This window comes from Sphingopyxis sp. L1A2A (assembly GCF_005502465.1).
Lineage (GTDB): Bacteria > Pseudomonadota > Alphaproteobacteria > Sphingomonadales > Sphingomonadaceae > Sphingopyxis.
This window is the reverse complement of the sequence record NZ_SCOT01000010.1, coordinates 18,045-41,314: the sequence shown is the minus strand read 5'-3', so window position 1 is coordinate 41,314 and position 23,270 is coordinate 18,045. Positions and strand designations below refer to the sequence as shown.

The 23,270-nt window shown below is 64.7% G+C and carries 18 protein-coding genes; 6 read left to right on the top strand and 12 right to left on the bottom strand.

The features are described from left to right. Positions 1-3,069 carry a TonB-dependent receptor gene (locus FFS68_RS08420; RefSeq protein WP_137752746.1) on the bottom strand — a complete coding sequence of 1,023 codons (3,069 nt, stop codon included), beginning with the start codon at positions 3,067-3,069 and terminating at the stop codon, positions 1-3. Between the two features lie 39 nt (positions 3,070-3,108). Further along, positions 3,109-4,449, bottom strand: coding sequence for a dicarboxylate/amino acid:cation symporter (locus FFS68_RS08415; protein WP_283214597.1), 1,341 nt, complete (start codon positions 4,447-4,449; stop codon positions 3,109-3,111). Between the two features lie 199 nt (positions 4,450-4,648). Between FFS68_RS08415 and FFS68_RS08410 the strand changes: the two genes are divergently transcribed. Then, positions 4,649-6,403 carry an ATP-binding protein gene (locus tag FFS68_RS08410; protein ID WP_212742329.1) on the top strand — a complete coding sequence of 585 codons (1,755 nt, stop codon included), beginning with the start codon at positions 4,649-4,651 and terminating at the stop codon, positions 6,401-6,403. Continuing rightward, entirely contained in the window at positions 6,400-7,737 is a 1,338-nt protein-coding gene (locus FFS68_RS08405) for a sigma-54 dependent transcriptional regulator (protein ID WP_137752745.1), read from the top strand. The genes FFS68_RS08410 and FFS68_RS08405 overlap by 4 nt, the downstream gene beginning before the upstream one ends. Positions 7,738-7,847: 110 nt before the next feature. Here the strand turns inward: FFS68_RS08405 and FFS68_RS08400 are convergent, their stop codons facing one another. The 7 genes from FFS68_RS08400 to FFS68_RS08370 form a co-directional block, all read right to left on the bottom strand. Further along, positions 7,848-8,216 carry a nuclear transport factor 2 family protein gene (locus tag FFS68_RS08400; RefSeq protein ID WP_137752744.1) on the bottom strand — a complete coding sequence of 123 codons (369 nt, stop codon included), beginning with the start codon at positions 8,214-8,216 and terminating at the stop codon, positions 7,848-7,850. A gap of 88 nt (positions 8,217-8,304) precedes the next feature. Then, a complete protein-coding gene (locus FFS68_RS08395; protein ID WP_212742328.1) occupies positions 8,305-8,751 on the bottom strand; it encodes a hypothetical protein in 447 nt (148 codons plus the stop codon). Between the two features lie 63 nt (positions 8,752-8,814). Beyond that, the gene (locus FFS68_RS08390; protein ID WP_137752743.1) at positions 8,815-10,137 is read right to left on the bottom strand and encodes an MFS transporter; all 1,323 of its coding nucleotides are present in this window, start codon (positions 10,135-10,137) and stop codon (positions 8,815-8,817) included. A gap of 161 nt (positions 10,138-10,298) precedes the next feature. Beyond that, complete coding sequence (locus tag FFS68_RS08385; RefSeq protein WP_137752742.1) at positions 10,299-12,419, bottom strand: hypothetical protein; 2,121 nt, start codon at positions 12,417-12,419, stop codon at positions 10,299-10,301. 209 nt (positions 12,420-12,628) lie between these two features. Beyond that, positions 12,629-14,425: a sensor domain-containing diguanylate cyclase gene (locus FFS68_RS08380; protein ID WP_137752741.1), complete on the bottom strand. Its 1,797-nt coding sequence runs from the start codon at positions 14,423-14,425 to the stop codon at positions 12,629-12,631. Positions 14,426-14,774: 349 nt separating this feature from the next. Then, entirely contained in the window at positions 14,775-16,244 is a 1,470-nt protein-coding gene (locus tag FFS68_RS08375) for a TonB-dependent receptor (protein WP_137752740.1), read from the bottom strand. A 111-nt stretch (positions 16,245-16,355) separates the two neighbouring features. Then, on the bottom strand, positions 16,356-16,778 hold the full coding sequence (locus FFS68_RS08370) for a putative sulfate exporter family transporter (RefSeq protein WP_212742327.1): 423 nt from the start codon (positions 16,776-16,778) through the stop codon (positions 16,356-16,358). Here FFS68_RS08370 and FFS68_RS08365 point away from each other — a divergent pair. Then, a complete protein-coding gene (locus FFS68_RS08365) occupies positions 16,762-17,205 on the top strand; it encodes a hypothetical protein (protein WP_212742326.1) in 444 nt (147 codons plus the stop codon). The two genes, FFS68_RS08370 and FFS68_RS08365, sit on opposite strands and share 17 nt — an antisense overlap. A gap of 30 nt (positions 17,206-17,235) precedes the next feature. On the opposite strand, the gene FFS68_RS08360 is transcribed toward FFS68_RS08365, so the two are convergent. Together FFS68_RS08360 and FFS68_RS08355 are read right to left on the bottom strand one after the other, a co-directional pair. Next, entirely contained in the window at positions 17,236-17,760 is a 525-nt protein-coding gene (locus tag FFS68_RS08360) for a group 1 truncated hemoglobin (protein WP_137752737.1), read from the bottom strand. 11 nt (positions 17,761-17,771) lie between these two features. Further along, the gene (locus FFS68_RS08355; protein WP_137752736.1) at positions 17,772-18,653 is read right to left on the bottom strand and encodes a DUF3034 family protein; all 882 of its coding nucleotides are present in this window, start codon (positions 18,651-18,653) and stop codon (positions 17,772-17,774) included. Positions 18,654-18,745: 92 nt separating this feature from the next. On the opposite strand from FFS68_RS08355, the gene FFS68_RS08350 reads away from it, so the two are divergent. The 3 genes from FFS68_RS08350 (at position 18,746) to FFS68_RS08340 (ending at position 22,809) form a co-directional block, all read left to right on the top strand. After that, a complete protein-coding gene (locus FFS68_RS08350; RefSeq protein ID WP_137752735.1) occupies positions 18,746-19,363 on the top strand; it encodes a methylamine utilization protein in 618 nt (205 codons plus the stop codon). Continuing rightward, a complete protein-coding gene (locus tag FFS68_RS08345) occupies positions 19,363-21,675 on the top strand; it encodes an EAL domain-containing protein (protein ID WP_171003784.1) in 2,313 nt (770 codons plus the stop codon). Before FFS68_RS08350 ends, FFS68_RS08345 begins: the two co-directional genes overlap by 1 nt. A gap of 219 nt (positions 21,676-21,894) precedes the next feature. After that, entirely contained in the window at positions 21,895-22,809 is a 915-nt protein-coding gene (locus FFS68_RS08340) for a beta-1,6-N-acetylglucosaminyltransferase (protein ID WP_137752733.1), read from the top strand. 78 nt (positions 22,810-22,887) lie between these two features. Here FFS68_RS08340 and FFS68_RS08335 read toward each other — a convergent pair whose 3' ends face one another. After that, complete coding sequence (locus FFS68_RS08335) at positions 22,888-23,163, bottom strand: HU family DNA-binding protein (protein ID WP_137752732.1); 276 nt, start codon at positions 23,161-23,163, stop codon at positions 22,888-22,890. Between the last annotated feature and the right edge of the window lie 107 nt (positions 23,164-23,270).

Below are 23,270 nucleotides of genomic sequence, written 5' to 3'. Positions count from 1 at the left end.
TCAGAACTCCGTGGTGATCGAGGTGTACCAATAGCGACCATAGGGGCTGTAAAGCGATCCCAGATAGCCTTCCGACGACAGCGGCGGTTTTTTGTCGGCGATGTTGCGCACCCCGACGCGCCAGCGCATCGACCCGCCCAACGCGTCGCGGTCGCGAATGCGGATCTGGGCATAAAGATTGGCGGTGACCTGCGACTTCACCCGCCACGGATTGCCGTCGGCATCGACGAAGCCGAGTTCATCGACCGCGCCGGTGTAGCGGCCGAAGGCGCCGATCTGGAAATCGCCAAGCGACCAGGTCAGCGATGCGGTGCCGCGCCATTTGGGACGGCCATTGGCTTCGATCAGATCCTGCGTTTCGGGCAGCGGCGTCGCGGCGTCGATGTCGCCTGCTCCGCGGGCGGCGACGAGTGCATCGACGGCGTCGCCCGGCGGACGCGCGAATTTGAGCAGCCGGGTCGCGTTCACCGCCAGATCGAACCGGCCGATCCCGGTCTTGGGCGATTGCCAGTAGAGCCCAAAATCGAGCCCGCGGACGGTCTGGGGCAACAGGTTGATGAACTGGTCGCGCACCGTCGTGATGCGGCCGGCCGGGGCAATGCCGGTGCCCGCGAAGGCCGCGATGTCGTCGGCGTTGGCGGCGTCGCGGATGACGTTGGGGTTCGATAAACCTTGCAGGCGCAAGAGATAGTCGAGCGCGATCGCGGTGTCGTTGCCCAGGATACCGACAATGCCCTTTTGCCGGATCGACCAATAGTCGACGGTAAAGGTCACGCGCCCGAGGTCGCCCGACAGAAAGGCCGGTTCGAACACCGCGCCGAGATTATAGTTGGTCGATTTTTCGGGCTTGAGGTCGGGGTTGCCCGATACCCGGCGCGAATAGCCGACATTGTTGCCGCACGCGTTGAAACTGGTGATCCGCCCGGCGCGAAGGTCGACCTCGCAGCGCAGGAAGTCCTGGCTGGTCGCCAGGCGCGCATATTCGACCGCATTCACCTGTTCGAGGTTCGGGGCACGGAAGCCCTGCGAATAGGATCCGCGGAGGCGGAAGCCGTCGAGGACGTCCCATGCTGCGGCGACCTTTGGCCGCGCGACGCTGCCGAAATCGCTGTAATGTTCGACGCGTCCGGCGAGTTGGACGTCGAACCGGCGAACGAGCGGGATGTTCATGTCCTCGGATATCAGTGGTACCGCGAGTTCGGCATAGGCGGCGGCGACGGTTCGCTTGCCATAGGTGTCGGGATTGTCGCTGACCGCCGCCGCGTCGCTGATCGTCACCGCACCACTGACCGCATCGACGAACGGCGTTGAACCGTCGACCGCCGCGTCGCGGTCGTCGCGCTGCGTTTCGCGCCTTACCTCGACGCCAAAGGCCATGCCGACATCGCCGCCCGGCAGCGCGAACAGGTCGGGCCGCGACGCGCGGAAGTCGCCCATCGTCAGCGTCGTCTTTGACCGGCGCCGCAGCTGGAAGGTGATCGCGTCGATCGCCGTCTGCGCGCTGGGCGTGCAGTCGCCGAAGCTCAGTGTGTCGACGCAGCCGCCGTTGAACGGGTTATAGGCATCGGGGGTGGCGAGCGCGAGACTCTGCTGGAGCGCCGAACTTCGCACCGCGACGCTGCTATCGACCGCCGAGGCTTCGGAATAGACGAAGGCGCTGTCCCATTTGAAGCCCATGGCTTCGCCGCGAACGCCGATCAGACCGCGCAATTGCTCGCCGCTAACCTTTACCGTCTGTGGCCCGGTGTCGACGAAACGATAGGTCGTCAGCAGGACCGGCAGCCCTGCGGCCGGGACGTTGGTCAGCCCGGGCAGGCGGTTTGGGCTGCCGACCGGTCCGAACGGGTTGTAATAGTTGGTCGCGGGAATCCAGATCTGGTTGAGATTGATGACCGGCGGCTGGATACGGACCGTATCCGACCGGTAATAACCGAATTCGCCAAACAGGATCAGGTCATCGGTGAGGTCGTAATGGCCGTTGGCGAAGGCGTTGTAGCGTTTCACGCCGGGCATGACCGTGGTGCCGACCGCGGTGTCATAGCGCAGGTTGCGGAAGGCACCCGTGGTGGCGAGCGCGGTGTTCACCAGGCAGAGGTCCGCCGTCAGTGGCTGGGTGCAGCCGCCAAGGCGGGTCGGGCGGACCGTGAAGGAGCCCGCCGCGGTGGTCAGGTTCGTGGCGCCGCGCCGCGGCCGCCCGCCCGTGACCGGCACCTGGAGCGCGGGCCAGGCGCCGCGCGTGGCGCGGCCGTCGGGCGTGAAGGATCCGGCAAAGGCGGGATCGTCGGCGAACAGCGGCCGAAGATTGGCCGAGGCGGTGAAATCCTGGTCTTCGGCGCGCAAGGCCGCGCGGTCGGTATATTCGAACGAGACGGTGATGTTGCCGCGATCAAAGCTCTTGCCGGCCAGGATATTGCCCTGAAACTCGGTCAGGTGCGTGCCCTCGGCACCGCCATATTGGGCCTGGAGCCGGAGGCCGTCGTAATCATTTTTGAGCACGGTGTTGACGACGCCCGCGACCGCGTCCGACCCATAGAGCGCGGCGGCGCCGTCGAGCAGCACCTCCAGCCGCTCGAGTCCGGTCGTCGGGATTGCGTTTGAATTATAACTGAGGACCGGCACCGTCCCGGTGTCCGACAGTCCCTGGCTCGCCGGATGGGTGACGATGCGGCGACCGTTCAGCAGCACCAGCGTATTGCCGACGCCGAGCGACCGGAGATTGACCGAGCCGACGTCGCCGCGCGCGGCGTTGCTGGTCTGGGCATTGTTGCCGGGGTTAAAGCTGACGTCGCCCATCTGCGGAATGTTGCGGATCAGCTCGTCGCCGCTGACCGCGCCGATGGCGTCGAGCCGGTCCTGGCCGACGACGACGACGGGCAGCGCCTCGGTCACCCGCGCCCCTTCGATGCGGCTACCGACAACGACGATTTCGGGTTGCGCCTCTGCCGCATCGGCCGGCGCGGTCTCGTCCGCGGGCGCGGCCGGTGCGGCGTTCTGCGCCTGCGCTGGTGCAAAGGCAAACAGGCTGATCGCGGTTCCCGCCAGCAGCATTGCCGAATTTCTACCCCTCATTGTCCTTCTCCCTATTGTCTTCGATGGCCTTTGCGGCCCTTAATCCATGTCCTGTTCGACGGGCAGCGCGGCCAGCGGAGACGGCGCGCCGCCGTCCAGCGCCGCCCGCAACTGGTCGCGGTCCAGCGCATTGTCCCAGCGTGCGACGACGACCGTCGCGACGGCATTGCCGATGAAGTTGGTCAGGCTGCGGCACTCGGACATGAAGCGATCGATGCCGAGGATCAGGGCCATGCCGGCGACCGGCACCGAGGGCACGATCGACAAGGTCGCGGCGAGGGTGATGAACCCGGCACCGGTCACTCCCGCGGCCCCCTTGGAACTGATCATTGCAACCAGCAGCAGCGCGATCTGGTCGCCCAGCGACAGGTCGACGTTGCACGCCTGTGCGATGAACAGCGCGGCGAGCGTCATGTAGATGTTGGTGCCGTCGAGGTTGAACGAATAGCCGGTGGGAACAACCAGCCCGACGACCGATTTCTCGCAGCCGGCGCGCTGCATCTTTTCGATCAGGCTGGGCAGCGCGGCTTCGGACGAGGAGGTGCCGAGCACAAGCAGCAGTTCGGCCTTCAGATAGCGGCAGAGCTTGAGCACCGAGAAACCGTTGAGCCGCGCGACAAGCCCGAGCACGCCGAGCACGAAAATGAGCGACGTCAGATAGAAGGTTGCCACCAGTTGGCCGAGGTTGACGAGCGAGCCGAGGCCGTATTTGCCGATCGTGAAGGCAATTGCGCCGAACGCCCCGATCGGCGCCGCGCGCATCAGCACCCCGACGAGCCGGAAGACGACCAGCCCGACGCGCTCGAGAAAGTCGAGGACGGGTGCGGCGGGTTTGCCGACCATCGACAACGACAGGCCGAACAGGATCGCGACGAACAGCGTCTGGAGGATCGAGCCGTCGGTAAAGGCCGACAGAAAGGTGGTCGGGATGATGTCGAGCAGGAAGCCGGTCAGGCTCGCCTCATGCGCCTTTTTGTCGAAATCGGCGACCGCGGTGGCATCCAGGGTGGCGGGGTCGATGTTCATCCCGGCGCCGGGCTGTACGACATTGGCGACGATCAGCCCGACGACCAGCGCCAGCGTCGAAAAGAACAGGAAATAGGCAAAGGCCTTGCCCGCAACGCGGCCGACCGACGCCATTTCCTTCATCCCGGCGATGCCGGTGACCACGGTCAGGAAGATCACCGGGGTGATGATCATCTTGACCAGCTTGATGAACCCGTCGCCGAGCGGCTTCAGCGCCTCGCCCGTCGCCGGCCAGACATGACCAATGGTCGCGCCGAGCAGGATGGCGGCCAGAACCTGGACATAGAGATGGCGATAGAAGGGTTTCGCCTCCACCGGCGTCGGCTGAGACTCGTCGATTACTATGGCGGCCACGTGTCACATCCTCCCGAGCGCGGCATTTCACCGCTGCTTCCTCAAGTTTATGGCCGGCATTATTGCCAGTCCATCGGTTCACGATTTTAGCTTAATAATTTGATATATATGTATAAATTTTGAGTGCTTGGGTTGCAGAGCGTAAATTTGGTGCGATTTTCCGCTTAGCGATCAGCATTTTGTGCGATAATCCGCACATATGGCTGATGCAACCGATAGAGATGATTCGCGGCCGCTCGGCGTCGGCCGGCGACTGGTTTGGACATCCTTGCTCGCCATGCTGCTGCTGGGATTGATCGCGGTCGCTGCTTTGCGCTGGGCTGCCGATCACGCCCGCGCGGCATCTGACGTCGCAGCGGCGCAGCAGGCGCGCAGTGCCGCAAGCCGCCTGGCCGGCGAATTGCAGAAATTCCGTCTGCTGCCGCTGGTGCTGACCGAATATCCCGACGTCCACGTCGTGCTGGGCGACGGCGATGTGGCCGCGGTTGCGCGCATGAACAGCAAGCTGGAATTGCTCGCCGATCGCACCGATGCCGCCGCCATCTATCTGATCGGCCGCGACGGCAGGACGATCGCGGCCAGCAACTGGCGCCAGCCGCAGAGCTTCGTCGGCCAGAATTACGGTTTCCGCCCCTATTTCCGCGACGCGATGGCAAAGGGCGGCGCCGAGCTGTTCGCGCTCGGCACGGTCAGCGGGCGGGCGGGTCTGTTCATCGCGCGCCGCGTCGAGGATGACGGCCGCGATCTGGGGGTCATCGTCGTCAAGGTCGAGTTTGAGCGCCTCGAAGCCGAATGGGCGCGCCAACCGCTCGCAACCTTCGTCACCGACGATCATGGCGTCGTCATCATCACCAGCCGACCCGCGTGGCGGTTCCGGACCATGGGACCGATCGACGACCGCACCCGCGCGGCAATCCGCGCGGCCTTGCAGTTCGGCAAGCTGCCGCTCGCGCCGCTGCCGCTGACGCGTGTCGGCGCGACCTGGACCAGCGGCACTGTCAGTTATCGCGAGGCGGCGCTGCCGGTGCCGATGGCGGGTGCAACGCTGCACGCGTTCCAACCGACCGCACCGGCGGAGGCGAGCGCGAACGCGACGGCGCGCACCGCGATCCTGATCGCCTTCATCCTGCTCGCGGCGCTGTTGACCTGGCGGTTCCGCGCGCGCGAGACGCAGCGGCTGCAGCAGGAAGCGCGCCGCATGCTCGAGGTCGAGGTCGCGGCGCGCACCGCCGATCTGGTCGATGCCAACCGGCGTTTCCGTGCGGCGCGCGAGGAACTGGCGCAGGCCAGCCGGCTGGGCACAATCGGCCAGATCACCGCCGGCGTCGCGCATGAAATCAATCAGCCGGTGGCGGCGATCCGTGGCTTTGCCGAAAATGCCGGAACCTTCCTCGACCGCGGCGATCCGGCCAGGGCGCGCGACAATCTGGGCACGATCGTGTCACTGACCGAACGGATCGGCGCGATCGTTGCCGAGCTTCGCACCTTTGCACGGCGCAGCACCCCGGCGATGGGTCCGGTCGAAATTGCGGCGGTGATCGACGGCGCGCTGCTGCTCGTCGGTGACCGTATCCGCGAACAGGGCGTCACGATCGAACGCCGCGGCGAGGTGGCGGGACTGCGCTGCGTCGCCGATCGTGTCCGGCTCGAACAGATTCTCGTCAACCTGCTGCAAAATGCGCTCGACGCGCTGGGCGGCCGCGATGACCCGCGGATCCGGATCCAGACATTGGCGGCGCACGAGATCGCGATCATCGTCGCCGACAATGGGCCGGGAATATCGGCCGACGTCGCCGACAATCTGTTCACGCCGTTCGTCACCGGCAAAGCCGAAGGCCTGGGCCTCGGGCTTGGCATCGCGCGCGATATCGCCCGCGAATTTGGCGGAACCCTCGACAGCGTGTCGTCGCCGCTTGGCGGCGCCGCGTTCGAACTCAAGGTCCGCCACGCATGACCGAGTTTTTGACCCGCCAGCACATCATCTTTGTCGACGACGACGACGCGCTGCGCGCTGCGACGACCCAGTCGCTCGAACTGGCGGACATCGACGTGCGCGCTTTTGCCGACGCCGAAACCGCGCTGGCCGAAATTGACGCCCGTTTTGTGGGTGCCATCGTCACCGATATCCGGATGCCGCGCCTCGATGGCCTGGAATTCTTTGCGCGTATTCGGGCGATCGATCCCGACATTCCGGTCATTCTGATCACCGGGCACGCCGACGTGCCGATGGCGATCGGGGCGCTGCAAAGCGGCGCCTTCGATTTTCTGGCCAAGCCCTATGCCACCGAACATCTGGTCGCGTCGGTTCGCAAAGCACTGGAGACGCGGCGCCTCGTGCTCGACAACCGGATGCTGCGCGCCGCCGCCGAGAGCAGCATCGACAGCCCGCTGATCGGCGACAGCCCGGTGATGGCGCAGGTTCGCGCTACCATCCAGCAGATTTCGCTGGCCGATATCGACGTCCTGGTCGAGGGCGAGACGGGGACGGGGAAAGAACTGGCGGCGCTGTTGCTCCATCGCAAAGGGCCGCGTTCGGGGCGTCCCTTCATAACCGTCGATTGCGGCGCGCTTCCCGAACAACTCGCCGAGGCCGAGCTGTTCGGCCATGATCGCGGCGCGGTCGGTTATGGCGCGCTCGCTCGCGAAGGGCGGATCGAGCAGGCCAATCGCGGCACCTTGTTCCTCGACGGTATCGACAACATGCCGCTGGCGATCCAGTCGATGCTGCTGCGGGTGGTCGAGGAGCGCAAGGTGCAGCCGATCGGCGCGACCGAACCGCGCGCGGTTGACCTGCGGATCGTGGCGTCGGCGCGCGACGATCTGCAACAGGCCGTTGCCGCGGGCAGTTTCCGCGAGGATCTGTTCTATCGCCTCAACGTCGTGCGGCTGCGCCTGCCGCCGCTTCGGGAGCGCCGGCCCGACATCCCTCAGTTGTTCGCGTTTTTTGTGGAAGAGGGGATCGGCCGGCTCGGCAAGCAGGATTTCAAGATGAGCGATGCGGCGCGCAAGCATCTGATCGAGCACGACTGGCCCGGCAATGTCCGGGAACTGCGCAATTTTGCCTATAGCGAAGTCCTGGGGATCGAGCGGCGTGCGACCGAACCCGGCGAAACGCTGCCGACGCTGTCCGAACGGGTCGCCAATTTCGAAGCGCATGCCATTCGCGACGCGCTGGCCTCGACCAATGGCGATGTACAAGCGGCGCGGTCGATCCTGCGCGTTCCCCGCAAGACCCTGTATGACAAGATTGCGCGCCACGGCATCGAGCCTAAAATCTATCGAAAATGATCTGCAGCGAGCGCGCCTGCGTTCATCTTGCTCGGTAGCCAACAGCGAATTGCGCTACCAGATTTCGAGCCGCTCACCGCTGACCGAATTCCCGGCGCGAGATTGGGGTGTCAGTCATAAAAATATCGCTCCTCGGCGATCCGGTCGCCGCGCACCGTGTAGAGGGCAATTTCGGTGAAGGCTTGGCGCACACCGCTGGCGGGATTGATAAGCACCATGTCGAGAAACAGCGCAAACTGGTCGCCGGTGACGAAGGGGCCATCGATGCCGATCTCGTCGATCCGGGCGCCGCCGAAGCGGGCCCGGCGCTTGATGCGCGCGGCTTCGATACCTGACACCACCGCGCATAGACCGCCGGGCGGGGCTGCCGGTTCGATACTGGTCACGTCTGGCGCCCAGTAGCGATCGCCGGCGGTTTCGAACTCGCCGGCGCGCAGCAGCGCCGTGAAATCGCGGGCGATGTCTTCGATGGATGCCATCACCACCCCTTTCGGATGCCTCCGGAGCCGGGCGCGGCGGACGGCGCGAAATTGGTGCGCCGCCTGCCGTGCCCCCGCACCGGCCCGTCTATTTCAAGATCAGTTCCTGATATTCGGTGCTGCCGAGCTGCTCGCGCATCTTGCCGCGCTCGCCGGATGCCGTGGTGGCCGAACGATTGTCCTGCGCCAGCAGGGCGTTGACCTTTTTCCGCATCGCTTCCTGCTGGGCGGTGGTCAGGTAATCCTTATACTCGACGATCAGGATCAGGTCGGGTTCGCCCGCACGCGGGTTGTTGGTCGCCAGCACATGATATTCGACCACGACACCCTCGGCCCTGCCCAATTCCTGGATTTTCTTCCAGCTGGTCGCCAGCCAATCCATATAGTTTTCGAACTGGCCGGGCAGCACGTCGATGCGGCCAGCTTCCCAGACCGTGCCGGGCTTGTAGCTCGATTCCTGTGCCATGGCGGGTGTGACCTGCGCGGCGGCGATCAGCATCGCGGCCCCGGCAACGAGCGTTTTCATCGGTATCATCGTCTCTTCCTTTCTTCCTCTCCATCTTCCCGCTCGGGGATCGGGCGGGGGTCTTCAAAAAGGCTAGGCCGGCACGGCGCTGGCGAGCGCAACCCGTCCGCGCAGCCGGCGGCGCAGCAGCAGGATCAGCGCCGACATCAGCAGCGCGACGACCGAAAAGGCGATGAGCGCGAGCTGGAAGCTGCCCGTCGCGTCCTTCGCCGCGCCCCAACCATATGGGGCGACGAAGGCGCCGATCTGCGACAGCGTGTTGATCGCCGCCGCCCCGACCGCGAGTTCGCGCACGTGCAGCGCCTCGGCCCAACCCGACGATGTCAGCATCGGGATCGCGAAGCACACGGTCGCAAAGGCGAGATAAGCGATGCAGACCAGCAGCGGCGAGGGCGCCAGTCCCATGACCAGCACCGCGCCGGCGAGGACAAGACCGCACCGGGATGCCATACCCCAACGGTCACCATTCCGGTCGGCCTGGTTGCCGAGGACCAAGACGGCGGCGGCCCCCAACAGACCGCCGAGCGCGACCAGATAGCCGATCGCCTTGGCGTCGAGCGTCGTCGCATCCTGCAGGATCAGCGGGGCATTGAGGATGACCGTCGTAATGACGGCGATCAACAGAAAGCCGATCGCGCCGAGCAGCAGGACGCGCGGATTGCGGAAGGCGGCCAGCACATCGTGGCGGACGGGGGCGCCGATCCGCGCCTGTTCGCGCGCGAGTTCGGTCTCGATCCACGCCTTTTCGTCCGGCGTAAGCCACGCGGCGGTCGCCGGGGCATCGGGCAGATAGCGCAGCACCACCAGCCCGAACAGGACCGTCGGCAGTCCCTGGACCAGGAACAGCCATTGCCAGCCGTGGAGTCCGCCGGTGCCGTCGAGAGCCAGTAGCCATCCCGACATGCCCCCCATCGCGATCGACGCCAGCGGCGAGGCGATGAAGAAGCGGCTGACCGCGCGGCTGCGGTGGCAGGGCGGAAACCAGTTGGAGAAATAGAAGATGACGCCGGGGTAGAAGCCGGCCTCGGCCACGCCGAGCAGGAAACGGAGCACATAAAATTGCATCGGCGTCGCGACGAACATCATCGCGGCCGAGAGCAGCCCCCAGGTGATCATGATCCGCGCGATCCATTTGCGCGCGCCAAAGCGGACGAGCATCAGGTTCGACGGGATTTCGAACAGCGCATAGCCGAGGAAGAAGAGGCCGCCGCCGAGCCCGTAAATCGTCGCGCTAAACCGCAGATCTTCGTTCATCTGCGCCGCGGCAAAGCTGACGTTGACGCGGTCCATATAGGCAAAGAGATAGGCGATCAGAATCAGCGGCAGGATGCGCCAGAACGCTTTTCCCATCGCCGAGCGTCCGATTGCCGATATGTGCCTGCGGTCCGTCGCCATGACGTTCTCCCTGGTGCAGACACGGTTTTCCCGTCGCCGGAACCGGGTTGTTCCCGGCCGGCGCAACGCGCTTAAAATGTCTGCAATACCCGCGGCGGACTATGGGTTTCCGTAGCGTCAGCCGTCAATCGCGCTATCGTCAATAAAGCGTCAGCCGGACGTCAATTCGATAGGGGAGACGGCGTTTCCATACGATTGCTGGGCGATGGCAACAGGTCGGGCCAGCCATATTTGTCCCACGCGGCGGCCATGCCGATGCGCTGGGCAAAAGGGATGAACTCCGGGTGCTGCCAGATTCGCCGGATCGGATCGACATTGGCCCAGATCGACAGCAGACAGAGCGTGTTCGCGGGCGTGATCGCGTGGCTTGCCGCCTCGAACAGCCGTTCGGGGTAGCCCATGAAGATCGCGGGCAGGACGACGGACGGGTCGGCGGGATCGTGCAATTGCGTCTGCATCATGTCGAGCATCGCACAATAGGTGGCGCGATCCTCGTCGCGGCCGCTGCACACGCCATTCGCGGCGACATGCCAATAGGCGTCCATCATCGCGGGAGGCATTGGGTCAGTCCCGGCTGGTGGAAAGATGATCTTGTTCATCAGCCCCTTGGTCTGCTGATACTGCTCGACGGCCAGGTCATTCCGGCCCGATGCTGCAGTTGCAACGGCCAGCCACATCGAGGGGAAACCAAGATCGACCATACGCTGGCCCGCCTCGATCGCGCCGTCGATGTCGCCCATATTGAACCGGCCGACCGATCGCAGGTTGAATTTCCGGCCATCGACCGGATCCTGATCGATCGCCGCCTCGACATATTGCATCGCGTCGGAGGTCCGTCCGCAATAGAGCAGGAACGAACCGAGCCGCATGCAGACCGCCGGATTGTCGGGTTCCAGCCGATAGGCCTTGAACGCCAGATCGAGCGCGCCGACAATGTCGTTCTGCGTCCATTGGTGAACCCCCAGCAGCGCATGGGCATAGCCCGAACCGGGGGCCAGGTCGATCGCGGTGCGCGCGCAGTCCGCCATGCGTTCCGATTCTGCAGCCCGGTCCAGGCATGGCGTATAGACGGCGACCAGCTGATGGGCTTCGGCGAGCGCAATCCACGCCTCGACAAACTGGGGATCGAGCGCCACGGCTTGCTCGAGCAGGTCGACCGCGATCCCCAATACCCCATCGCCGAACACCCGTGCACTGAGCGCGCGACCTTGCAGAAACAGGTCGTAGGCCTCTTTGCTGCTGGTCATGCCGCGCACCGTCGGCGGCTCCATCGCGATGCCAAGGGCATTGCCGATCGCGCTCGTCACCGCTTGCGCCACCGTTGCCTGCAGCGCGAAAATCCCGTCGAGCGATCCGTCGTAACGCTGGGCCCAGTTTTCGAAACCCGTCGCACCGTCGATCAGATGGATATGGATGCGCAGCCTTTCGCCCTGTCGCTGAACCGAACCCTCGACCAGGTGCGAAACGCGCAGTGCTTTGGCGATTTCGGGCGGGGTCAGCGGCGAATCCCGGAAGTGGAACGAAGAGGTTCGCCCGGCGACCAGCAATTGCGGCACTTGTCCCAGTGCCGTGATGAGTTCCTCGACGACGCCGTCGGCGAAATAATCGGGGGCGTCGCGCCCGCCGACCGACTGAAAAGGCAGCACCGCGATTCTCGTCCGCCCGCCGTCCGCCGCAGCGACAGGGGCGGAAGCTGCTGCGGGATCGTGAGCGCGCCATGCGTCGCGCAGCCGTGCGGACGTTTCGCGATCTCCGGTCCGTTCCAGCGTGGCCAGCCCCGCCTCGACCGCCGCGTGCAGCCGCCGCTCGGTATCGCCGCCGCGCCGCGCCAGCCACTGGTTGAAGGCCGCGCCGAAGTCCATCTGATCGAGGATCGGTTTCGTCCCGATCGCATCAAGCTGCTCGATCGCTGCGGCAAAATCGCTGCTTGCCAAGACGCCTTCCAACGCGGCCAGATCGGTCAGGACCGCACCGGGATGCAGCGCGACGCTCTTGCGCGAGACGTCCAATATGTCCGGCGCGTGCGGCGCGAGCAGCTTGCCAAGATCGAGCAGACATTGGCGAAGGCTGGCTCTGGCGTGCGCCTCAAAGCGGCCGGGCCACAAGAGTTTGCTCAGAAAGTCGCGCTCGATCGCCTCGTTCCCGGCCAGGCACAATATGGCAAGCAATCCCCGCGCGCGGCGGTTGGTGATCGCGATTTCGTGGTGATCGGGAGTGCGGAGTTGAAACGTGCCGAACAACGAGGCGTAAGCCGCGGGCTGGCTCGGACATAGAGTCCCCACCTGTTCCATTGGCCCGTTTGCGCCTCCCCACCGCTCGGCAATAGTAGCGCAGGCCCAACCGGCCCGGCAATTGCTATTTATTGCCCCGCGGCATGCGGTGACGTTGGCTTCCCGTTTGCTGGTAATCATGACCGTGCGCGCGGATCGGGATAGTCAAGAGATGCAAGTCGTTCTTTGGGCGGGGGACGTCCGCTTCTGACCAACGATCGCTAATGCGCCGTCGCGGTCACCTGATTTCGTCCCCCCCGCTTTGCCCGGTAAAGTCGTCGATCGGCTTCTTCGAATATACTGTCCATTTCCGCGAGAGCATTCAGTTCCGCGATCCCCCCACTGATCGTGATCTCGAACCCTAGCGAGGCCGACAGGACAGCGATCTCCTGTTGGAGGTTTCCGAAAAAACATTGGGCTGCTGCGATGTCGCCGGTCAGCAGGATGAGGAACTCGTCACCGCCCAATCTCGCCACAAGATGTTTGCCCCCGGCGAGGCGCACAATGGTGGCGGCCAGTTCGACCAGGGCGCGGTCGCCGACTTTGTGACCGAACCGATCATTTATGCCCTTGAAATTGTCGATATCGACCAAGGCGAGACAGGCCGCCTCTCCCTTCATCGGAACGCGCTCTATCGCAGCATCGAAGCCGGCGCGATTGGGGATTTGGGTAAGCGGATCCGTCATTGCGAGACGCGCGATCTCCCGTTCGCGCGCGCGCTGCGCCGTGACGTCCCGGACAGTCGCAACGATCCCGACCACCCTTTCGCCCGACATCACCGCCTTGACCGTCGCCTCGAGCACGCGAACCTTGCGATTGGCGAGATTAAAATCGGCGATATGGGCTTCGGCAGGAGCGGCGAGGGCGGCGCGGGATAGATTGGCCAGGACCGGGCTGATCTTCAGCGCCAGTTCGTCGATCGACGCGCCGCGACAGGCGGCCGCACTTAATCCCAACAGCTCGTCGGTCGCGCCATCGGCCCATTGGCAACCGCCGACACCGTCGAAACTGAGGATCGCGTCGGGGGAATGGTCGAGGATTATCCGCAGCAGTTCTTCCCGGCGCGCGGCCTCGGCCAGCGCCTCCGCGCGCGAGGCCACGAGGGCCGCCACGGGCAATGCCGTCCCGAGCATTATAGCGAGATAAGACTGGAAGAAGATCGCTTCGAAAACCGGGCCGCCCTGCACCAAAGCGACCGGCCCCACATGGTAGATCGCGGCGAGCGCACCGGAAATTCCGACGATCACCACGCCGGCTTGCGTGGCAAGACGGCCTGATCGGAAAGCCAGCAGGAGGAGGCTGCAGAGGGGCGCAAACAAGACCGGGAGGCCGCTCTGGCCGAACACGAACGCGCTGACAGCAGCGTGAAACAGCAGGAGACCCAGATCTTCTATCCGATTCCGCGGCGGGCGCGCCCGGATCGCCGATGCATAGCTGCCGTCGAAACAGGATTTTAGAAACGGTGTGAGGATGACAATGCCGAGGGCGTTGCTGGAATACCAACGCTCCAGCGAAGGTAGAAAGGCCTCGCCATAGTTCACCAACGATATAGTCGACCCGGCAATTGCGCCAGCTGCCGGTGCAATCAGCCCGGCCCAGAAAAGAAAGGTGAATGTCGCGCGGGCATTGGCGAGTATCTCGCCCCGATCCGAGCAGCGACGCAATGTCCAGGCCGCGAGAAGAACTTGGGCCATATTTATTGCGCCGTACAAGATGATACCCGGAGCCCATTCGCGGGTAAGGGCGTTGGCCGCAAGGTTTGCCGCCCATCCGAGCGCGAGTGCGAAAGGCCAATCCGATTTGGGTCGGCTCAGCAACAGCGCAAGCACCGCAGCATCGGCTAGCCAGACGGTTGCGTGGCTTTTTCCGTCACTGGTGAGAAGGATCGTTCCGGCGGCGAAGCTGAAGTATAGCAGCGCGGCGGTCAGCGCGAGCGCGACGCGGTGTTGGGACCGGCGAGTCGGCAAAATGATATCCTGTGATGGCATCGCGAATTGCTCAGTGTAGCGGCGCGTCATAGGGCGAAGATCGAGCGCGATACAGCATTCTGGTCTTTACGGAAGAACCCGCAAAAAGTTTAGCTTTGATTATGGATCATGTGGGGGATCTGCTCCCGGGGCGCTACCGATCCTTGGACTGCGCCGTTGTTCCGCTGCCGGTTGCCAATATCGTGCTTTTGATATCCGGCAACGTCGGCATCCCGATGCTTTCGCGATGGGGTCTTTCCGGGTCATCGCCGCAGGCGTCTGAACCTTGTTGTCGGCTTCGGCCAACTTGGGTGGAGCTCAGCAATGACAAAGCCGTGGTTCGCTTTGCCCTGGGGCATGGCCTTCGGCGCGGCGAACCATGGTTCGCCGCGCCTTGAGCCTAAAACCGCACGCGCGCCGATACCCCATAGGTGCGCGGTTCGTTCGCCAGGATGCGGTTCGCCGTGCTCCCGGGAAAGGCACCGTTGTTGAGCCCAAGCGCCCCGCCGAGCGGCTGATAGACGGCGAGCGGGCGATAGTCGGTATTGGTGAGGTTGCTGCCGAAGAGCGCGAGCGACCAGCGGTCGTTGGGGCCGTTCAACGTCAGCCGCGCGCCGAGTAGCGCATAGCCGTCGGCGAGCGATTGCGGATTGGCGTCGTTGACCGTGCCGACATATTGGTCGGACACGAACGAAACATTGGCGTTCGCCGCCCATGTGCAGCCGCTCGACCCGATATCGCCGTTCCAGTCGACCCCGACATTGCCCGACCAGGCGGGCGAGAAGCTGTTCGGCTTGCCGGTCAGATCTTGCGTCCCGCCAATGCCCGGCAAGCCCGAGGCGCCCGCGAAATCGGTGAATTTCGAGTCGAGATAGGCAAGCGAGCTCGACAGCGAGAAGCGGTCGCTCGGGGCGAGCTTCAGGTCGAGCTCGAAGCCCTGCTGGCGCAAATTGCCGGCGTTGCGGACGACGAAGCTGACCCCGTCGAAGGCGCGGTCCTGAAAGCCCGCGATGTCCATGCGAAAGAAGGTGATGTTCGCGGTCAGTGCGCGGTCGAGCCGGCTTGTCTTGGCGCCGATCTCGTAATTTTTGACCGTCTCGCGGTCGAAATTGACGACGCCGTCGCCGTCGAGCCGCACATAATCGCCGCGCACGATCCATTCGAGGTTGCCGAATTCGGCCCCGACGGTGCCGCGCACCGCGACGTCGTCGGAGCCGCCATAGGTCTTGCCGTCGAAGCGGTTCTTCCGCGGCCCGTCATACCATTGGCCCATGGCGGCCAGGCGCGCCGAGACATTGTCGCCGAGCGCGACATTGATGTGGCCTGCCAGTTTGTAGCGGTCGAACGATCCGGCTTCGGCCGACACTTCGCCCGAAAATTCGTCATCGGGCAGCGCGCTGCGGATCGATAGCGCGCCGACGCTCGCCTTGCGCCCGAACAAGGTGCCCTGCGGGCCGCGGAGCACCTCGACCCCGTCGATGTCGAGGAAGGCGCCAAGGATCGAGCCCGAGCGCGGAACATAGACGCCATCGACGAACACCGCGACGCTCGGTTCGATCAGCGTGTTGGCGAGGCTGCCGACGCCGCGGATGCCGATGCGCGTCGACCCGGTGTTCGATGAGCGGACGGTCTGGAAATTGGTCGCGACGCGGCCGAGGCCCATTACGGTGAGGACGTTGGCGCTTTCCATTGTTTCGCCGCTGACCGCCGCGATCGAGATTGGCACGTCCTGGATATTCTCGGCGCGCTTCTGTGCGGTGACGACGATCGCGTCGCCCATGTCGGCCGCAGTGTGGGCGGGGGCCGCTTCCTGCGCGCCGGCTGGCGTGGCCGCGAGTGCGACGGCGAAGGCGGCGGCTCGTGCAGGCAATCGTCTTCATATGTCCCTCCCAGGATGATCTATTGGTGATCTTTGATCGAAAGCTATCGGCGCGCGGGCGGCAATATTTCACATTTCACGACAGGTTTTTTGCAATGCGCGTCACAATGGTGCGATCGCGAGCCAGCCGAGCACCATCGCGGCGAGCAGCACCGTCTCGCCGATCATCAGCGCGACGGGCTTCCACTCGACCTGCACCAGATCGCCGCGCCGCGTCTTCATGCCGATCGCGGCGACGAGGCACCAGCGTGAGAGCGTGTTTCCGGCGTCGGTGACCGTCGAGGGGAGCGCGACAAGGCTATTGAGCGCAACCAGCGCGACGAACGCGACAGCAAACCAGGGCAGCAGTGGCGGCCGCTCGGTGCCCGACGCACCCGCTTCGCGTCGGCTGATCTGCCTGGCGACAAGAATGACCGGCAGCAGCATCGCGACGCGGAGCAGCTTGACGATCGTCGCGGTGTCGCCCGCGTCGGGCGAGATCGCATAGCCCGCGCCGACTGCCGGCGCGATGCTGTCGATCGACATCAAGGGCAGGGACGGCCGCCGCCTGAAGGACAAATGGGTCGCGGGCGGCCGATCGTACCTGGGCCTGATGATGGAAGGCTTTCCGAACCTGTTCATCATCGCCGGTCCGAACGGCCCGTCGGCGCTGGCCAATTTCATCCTGCTCAACGAACAGAATGTCGACTGGGCCTGCGACTGTATCGCCCATTTGCGCGCCAACGGCCTGCGCACGATCGAGGCCGATGGTGCTGCCGAGGACGGTTGGATGCGCAAGGTCACCGAACTGGGCAATCGTTCGCTCTATCCGACCGCCAACACCTGGTACACTGGGGCCATTGTGCCGGGCAAGCCGCGCAACTTTCCGGTCTATATCGGTGGGCTAGGCCGGTATCGCGAAATCTGCGGCGACGCGGCGGCGGAGGGCTATCGCGGCTTTACCCTGGGGTAAGGCCGGTTGCCGTCGGCGACGGTCGCGGGGCTAGCGCGTGACGACGTCGCCCGACATCGGTGCCAGCTTGCCGAGGAAGCGGTTCTGCGCCGCAAAGCCGATGCCTTCTTCGCGCATCGCGGCCTGTAGATTTTCGACCAGCGCGTTCAGGTCGCGCATCCGCACCCCCATGTCCTTGTGCGAGCTGGCCATGTCGCGGCCGCTGTAATCGCAACCGGCGTTGAGGATGTGGCAGAATTGCTCGAACAGGGTGCGCTTCAGCCGCACCATGTCGTGCGCCTTGAAAATTTCGGCGATGCGCGGGTCGGCCTCGGACAGCTCGACGGTGCGGTGGGCGATGCGCCGGATGCCGTCCTGGCCGCCGAACGCGGTTGCCATCGCGGTACCGGCGAACGGCGTCGCCCCGGCGTTGCGGTTGCTCTGGACATAGGGATCGACGGGCAGCTCACCGGTCGCCGGATCGCGGACCTTTTCCTCGACGCCAAATTCCTTGTCCCAATCGACCGGGGGTTCGGCGGCGGGCTGCATCAACAGGGCGGCGGCGAGCAGGAACATCAGGCGATCCCTTAAAAGGCGATTTGCGCGGAGAGGAAGCCGCCGCGCTGCTGGTCAAAGGTGGCGATCGAACCCAGATCGACATAGGCGGCGGTGACGGTCAGATGGTCGGTCAGCGCATAAGCGGCGAACAGATCCCACCAGTCATCCTCGCGCGCGATCGCCAGATTGTCGGGCTTGCTGCGAAATTCGGCGCCGATGACGGCGCGGCGCGACAGTTGATAGGCGACCGATCCTTCAAACTGGAGCCGGTGCGTGTCGTCGCTCGCGGTACCAAAGCCGAGCAGCCCGGTCTGGTTTGCCTTGGTCAACCGCGCGGTCGCGTTGACCAGCACGCTGTGGCTGAGCAACAGCTTGGTGGCGCTCAGCGTGATGTCGGTGCCGCTGCCGTGTGCGGCGCCGACGGCGCGCGCGACCGGGGCGTCGCGGTTGCGCTTATGCTCGACGCCGACGCTGATCTGCGGCAGCAGCGCGTTGCCATAGACGGTGTCGCCGGCGAGGCGGAGCTTGGCGGCGAAAATATCCTGGTTCAGCACATAGCCGCGGCCGAGCCCGAGTGCGGTGCCGACCTCGCGGGTATCGAAATTCTGCCGCGCATAGCTCAGCTCGATGCGGTTCGCGATGCCGATCGCCACGCCACGGCTTTGCCAGCCATAGTCGGGCAGTTCGATCAGCGTGATATGCCCCGACAGGCCAATGCCGCGATCGGTCGCGCGCCCCGCGATCGTCGACCAGGTGGCGAGCCCGCCCCCGCTGGTCCCCTCGATCGTCGCGACGCCATTGGTGAGCAGCAGCTTGCCGCCGTCGATCAGCGGCGCCTCTTCGGCGGCGACCGGGGTCGCGGCGCAGGCGAGCGAAAGGGCGGCCAGCAGGCGGAAAAGAGGTTGGTCCATAATGGCTTCATCGCAGCAAGAGACGAAGATTGCGTTAACTATGAAATTGAAACCTTGAGAGAATCTTAAGCTCTGTCCCGTAGCTGGACAGGATGAAGGGACCAGTTTTCATCCTGACAACGAGTGCGCTGGCGGCACCGCTTGCCGCGGCCTGGGCGGCGGCGCCCGCGGCAGTTCAGGTGCAGATTGTCGACGAGCGCGGGCTGCCGGTCCGCGATGCGGTCGTCGAACTGACCCCGAACGGCGGCTGGCGCGGCGGCGCGATCCGCTTTGGCTGGAAATCGGCGATGGCGCAAAAGAGCGTCGCCTTTGTCCCCGGCACGCTGATCGTGCCGCGGGGCAGCGCGGTCGCTTTCCCCAATCTCGATAGCGTCCGCCACAGCGTTTACAGCTTTTCAAAGGCGGCGCGGTTCGAAATCGATCTTTATGGCCGCGACCAGACGCGCTCGCACAGCTTCCCGGTCGCCGGCACCGTGGCGCTCGGTTGCAACATCCACGACCAGATGCGCGGCTATCTCCGCGTCGTCGACACGCCCTTTGCCGCCAAGACCGACCAGAATGGCATCGTCCGCCTGTCGGGCATGGCGGCGGGGGGGTATCAGCTGACCGTCTGGCATGCGCGCGCGCGCGCGCCGGGCGGGGAGCTGAAACGCGCGCTTGCGGTCGGTGCTGGAGCGAATAGCCAAAAGATCGCGCTGAAGCTGCGATGATGGCGCGCTCCGCCCTGCCCAAACGCTTTCGCTTTCGTTCGCTCAAGCTGCGGATCGCGGTGGCCTATGCGGCGCTGTCCACGGCGATCCTCGCCGCGATCTTGCTGCTTGCGGGCAACGGCATCGCGCGTTTCGGCGAAGACAGCGCCTCGCGCGACCTGGCCGCCAATGCGCGCGTGTTCGACGAGATCATCGATCTGCGCGCCCAGCAGATGCGCGGGTCGGCCGACATATTGTCGCGCGACTTCGGCTTTCGCGAAGCGGTCGCGACCGGCGATCAGGCGACGATCGACAGCGCGCTTGTCAGCTTGCGCGAACGTTCGCGCAGCGACGCGGCGTTCGTCGTCGGGCTCGACGGGGCGATGGTCGGTTCGGCGACCGCGGCGCTGCCGGCATCCGACGATTTGTGGGACGCGCTCGACGGCGGGCAGGACCATGGCATCATCCAGATTGGCGACAAGCTGGCGCTGGCCGCGGCGTCGCCGATCGAGGTTCCCGACACGATCGGTTGGCTCGTCCTCGCGCAGCCGCTCGATGCCGCCGAAATGCGCGGGCTCGCCCAGCTCGCGGCGGTCGATATCGACGCACGGGTGGTGCGCGCCTCGCAGCTTCCCGCCGGGCTCGCCGCCGCACCCTCGGGACAGGTGGTGGAAAGCGGGGATCGCGAACGCGTGCTCCATCATGTGACCGCGCTGCCGAGCTTGCAGGCGGGGATCCGGCCGCGGCTGGTGCTCGACCACTCGCTCAGCCAGGCGCTTGGCGAATATTCGGGACTGCAATGGCTGCTCGCGGCGCTCGCCGCGGCGGGGCTGACGCTGGTCATTGTCTTGAGCTGGCGGATCGCGCGCACCATCACCCGTCCGCTCAGTGCGCTCGACGAAGCGACGCGCCGCCTTGGCGAAGGCAAGGACGCCGCGGTCGAAGTGACCTCGGACGACGAGATCGGCCGCCTTGGCGCGAGTTTCAACACGATGGTCGCCGCAATCGCCGAACGCGAGCGCCAGATCACCCATGTCGCGCTCCACGACGGGCTGACCAACCTGCCCAACCGCAAATTGTTCGTCGAACAGCTCGACCACGCGCTGGCGCGGCGGCGCGACGAGGCGCGGCTGATGGTCGTCTATGTCGACCTCGACGATTTCAAGGTCGTCAACGACACGCTCGGCCATCCGGCCGGTGACGCGCTGCTGCGCAATGTCGCGGCGCATTTGCAAGGCGTGCTGGGCGATGCGATCGTTGCGCGGCTGGGCGGTGACGAATTCGCGATCCTGTTCAGCGATCTGCCCGCGACCGAAAACCTCGCCGCGCTCGCCGACAAATTGCAGGGCTGTTTTGACCGCTCGATCCTGATCGACGGCCAACAGGCCGATGCGTCGGCCAGCATGGGGATCGCGGTCGCGCCCGACGACGGCATCGACGGCATCACGCTGATGAAAAACGCCGACCTGGCGCTCTATCGCGCCAAGCGCGACGGCAAGGCGACGCATCATTTCTTTGAACAATCGCTCGACGAACAGGCGCGCCATCGCCGCCAGATGGAACTCGACCTGCGGCTGGCGATCCGCGACGGCGGGTTCGAGCTGTATTTCCAGCCGCTGTACAGCATGCACGAAGAACGGCTGATGGCGTTCGAGGCGCTGATCCGCTGGCCGCATCCCGACCACGGCATGATCAGCCCGGTCGAATTTATCCCGCTCGCCGAGGAAACCGGCCTGATCATTCAGATCGGCGAGTGGGTGATCCGCGAAGCGTGCCGCCAGGCGGCGACGTGGGATGGAGAGCTGTCGGTCGCGGTCAACATCTCGCCCAAACAGTTTTTGACCCCCGGTTTGGCGAACATCGTCCTGTCGGCGCTGGCGTCATCGGGGCTGCCGGCCGACCGGCTCGAACTGGAAATCACCGAGAGCATTTTCATCGTCAATGTCGAAAAGACGCTCGAAACGCTGCACGGCCTGCGCGCGCTGGGCGTTCGCATCGCACTCGACGATTTCGGCACCGGCTATAGCTCGCTCAGCTATTTGCGGTCGTTTCCCTTCGACAAGCTCAAGATCGACCAGAGCTTTGTCCGCGACCTGACCCAGGGCGGCAATGCCAACGCCGTAATCCGCGCGATTACCACGCTGGCCGACGCGCTGGGCATGGAAACGCTGGCTGAGGGGGTCGAGGACGAGGCGCAGGCCGAAATCTTGCGGCAGGAGGGCTGCCACCAGATCCAGGGCTATCTGCTCAGCCGCCCGATCGACGCCGCCGCGGTGCATGTCTTCATTGCCGACATGGTCGCCGAACCCGATCAACATCGGCTGATCGCATAACCGGCGCCGCCGGACGCCGGGCGGCCTTACAAAGCAGCCGGCACCCCCCATATGAACTGCATGCCGCTGGACCACGCCGCGTCGTAACGTGGCGGGCCAACTGTCGGGCATTGTCTCCTATCGATCAAAATGGCTTTGGTTGGGTTTTCCGGGACAGGAAAATGATCGCGCATCCGGTGGGCTGACAGCCCGGGTCGGCGATCCGAAAGGCATGCCCTCATGATCGGCTATTTCATCCTTCTCCACCGCTTTCCCGAACAGTTCAAACGGATGTTCCGCGCCATCTATGCGCCCGGCAACAGCTATGCGATCCATGTCGACAAAAGCTCGGGTCCGGAATTCGCCGCCGACATCGCCGATTTCCTTCGACCCTATCAAGGCGTCGCGATCATCGAATCGAAAAAGGCGCTGTGGGGTGGCTATAGCCTGGTCGATGCCGAGCTGCGCGGCATGGCCAAATTGCTGGCGATGAGCAGCAGCTGGACCCACTATATCAACCTCAGCGGCCAGGATTTTCCGCTAAAGTCGCAGGCCTATATCCGCGAATTTCTGCGCGCCAACCCACGGCGTCAATATATCCGCGCGCTCGACCAGCGGACAATACGCCCCGATACATTGAACCGCGTCAGCCATATGTTCGTCGAGGCGTTGGGGCGGATGTTCCGGACCCGCATGCCGCGCGCGTTCCTGAAGGGCGCGACGCCGTTTATCGGCACCCAGTGGAAGGCAGTGACGCGCAGTTTCTGCCAGTTTGCGGTCCATCACCCGAGCGCCGATCGCTTTAAGGCCTTTTATCGCCGTAGCTTCATCCCCGACGAGGCGTTTTTTCAGACGCTGATGATGAACAGCGCCAACCAAGGTGAGGTGATGAACGACGATCTGCGGACGATCGACTGGGTGCCCGATGGCGACATCAAGCTACGCCCGCGCACCTTCGTGACCGCCGATGCATTGCGCCTCACGCTCAGCCCCGACCTGTTCGCGCGCAAGTTCGATCTGGACGAGGATGTGGCAATTTTTGATCTGATCGAGGCGCATCTGAAAACGCCGGCGGCGACCGACTATGTCGGCGATCTGGCCATCAAGCCATCCAAGCCGCGCGCCAAAACAATCGAAGCGCTGACTCCGAGCTGAAAAGCCGTCGGGCTGAAACAGCAAGGGCTCCGCCGATGGTTCGGCGGAGCCCTGCGCGCGGCGATGAGCCGATAGGGATTAGCCGTTCAGGCGATCCTTGACGGCCTTGGCCGGACCAAAGGTCAGCTTCTTGGCGGCCTTGATCTGGATCGTCGCGCCGGTCGAAGGATTGCGGCCTTCGCGCGCCGGGGTGGCCTTGACCTTGAACTTGCCAAAGCCGTTGACCGAAACTTCGTCGCCCTTGGCGGCGGCATCGCCGATCGCGGCGAAGACGGCATCGACGGCCTTGCGTCCGTCGGCTTTGCTGAGGTCCAGCGACGCGGCGACGGCGTCCGACAGTTCGGCGTGATTCATAAATTCTCTCCTGGTTTCGGTCGGGCGAGTCCCGGCCAATGCGCTGCCATAGCCGCATGATACGGCGTTCGCCAAGCCTCGGTTTTTCGGGCGGTCGACGCGCGAAA

Coding starts and splice junctions, on each gene's coding strand:
- FFS68_RS08420 (WP_137752746.1), bottom strand. CDS start 3,069: ATGAGGGGTAGAAATTCGGCAATGCTGCTGGCGGGAACCGCGATCAGC.
- FFS68_RS08410 (WP_212742329.1), top strand. CDS start 4,649: ATGGCTGATGCAACCGATAGAGATGATTCGCGGCCGCTCGGCGTCGGC.
- FFS68_RS08405 (WP_137752745.1), top strand. CDS start 6,400: ATGACCGAGTTTTTGACCCGCCAGCACATCATCTTTGTCGACGACGAC.
- FFS68_RS08400 (WP_137752744.1), bottom strand. CDS start 8,216: ATGGCATCCATCGAAGACATCGCCCGCGATTTCACGGCGCTGCTGCGC.
- FFS68_RS08395 (WP_212742328.1), bottom strand. CDS start 8,751: ATGATACCGATGAAAACGCTCGTTGCCGGGGCCGCGATGCTGATCGCC.
- FFS68_RS08390 (WP_137752743.1), bottom strand. CDS start 10,137: ATGGCGACGGACCGCAGGCACATATCGGCAATCGGACGCTCGGCGATG.
- FFS68_RS08380 (WP_137752741.1), bottom strand. CDS start 14,425: ATGACGCGCCGCTACACTGAGCAATTCGCGATGCCATCACAGGATATC.
- FFS68_RS08365 (WP_212742326.1), top strand. CDS start 16,762: ATGCTGTCGATCGACATCAAGGGCAGGGACGGCCGCCGCCTGAAGGAC.
- FFS68_RS08370 (WP_212742327.1), bottom strand. CDS start 16,778: ATGTCGATCGACAGCATCGCGCCGGCAGTCGGCGCGGGCTATGCGATC.
- FFS68_RS08360 (WP_137752737.1), bottom strand. CDS start 17,760: ATGTTCCTGCTCGCCGCCGCCCTGTTGATGCAGCCCGCCGCCGAACCC.
- FFS68_RS08355 (WP_137752736.1), bottom strand. CDS start 18,653: ATGGACCAACCTCTTTTCCGCCTGCTGGCCGCCCTTTCGCTCGCCTGC.
- FFS68_RS08350 (WP_137752735.1), top strand. CDS start 18,746: ATGAAGGGACCAGTTTTCATCCTGACAACGAGTGCGCTGGCGGCACCG.
- FFS68_RS08345 (WP_171003784.1), top strand. CDS start 19,363: ATGGCGCGCTCCGCCCTGCCCAAACGCTTTCGCTTTCGTTCGCTCAAG.
- FFS68_RS08340 (WP_137752733.1), top strand. CDS start 21,895: ATGATCGGCTATTTCATCCTTCTCCACCGCTTTCCCGAACAGTTCAAA.
- FFS68_RS08335 (WP_137752732.1), bottom strand. CDS start 23,163: ATGAATCACGCCGAACTGTCGGACGCCGTCGCCGCGTCGCTGGACCTC.